Origin of the sequence: Pseudarthrobacter albicanus (genome assembly GCF_018224015.1) — a bacterium.
Taxonomy (GTDB): domain Bacteria; phylum Actinomycetota; class Actinomycetes; order Actinomycetales; family Micrococcaceae; genus Arthrobacter; species Arthrobacter albicanus.
Window position 1 is genome coordinate 1 of the sequence record NZ_JAGPOT010000204.1, and the last position, 524, is coordinate 524.

General features: G+C 66.4%; 1 protein-coding gene. It reads left to right on the forward strand.

Annotation, left to right across the window (positions count from 1 at the left end; translation table 11 throughout):
* Nucleotides 1–96: 96 nt before the first annotated feature.
* Nucleotides 97–524 (forward strand): hypothetical protein (locus tag J9611_RS21440; protein WP_246528135.1); only part of this gene is annotated, 428 nt, incomplete at its 3' end.

Genomic DNA, 524 nt, shown 5'->3' on the forward strand with positions numbered 1-524 from the left:
CTACCGGATGGCAGGATCCTGGTCAGCGGCGGCAGCAGCAGCTCGAAAACCAGCCTGTACAATCCTGCGACGAACGCCTGGAGCCCGGGGCCGGACATGAAGATCGCCCGCGGCTACCAGAGTAACGTGACCACCTCCACCGGTGAGGTGTTCACCATCGGCGGCTCGTGGTCGGGAGGTATCGGCAACAAGAACGGTGAGGTGTGGTCCGCCGCCGGCGGCTGGCGAAAGCTGCCGAACGTGCTGGTGGACAACATCCTGACCGCCGATCCCCGTGGCGGCTTCACTTCCGACAGTCACTCCTGGTTGTTTGCCGCCCCCGGTGGCCGCGTGTTCCAGGCGGGGCCGAGCCGCCAGATGAACTGGATCTCCACCACCGGCGACGGCAGCATCACCTCGGCCGGTCCGCGCGCAGATAGCCCGGACGCAATGAACGGCGACGCCGTGATGTACGACGTCGGAAAGATCCTGACCGTGGGCGGGTCGACCGCCTACAATAGCATCCCGGCTACGGCGCGGGCGTA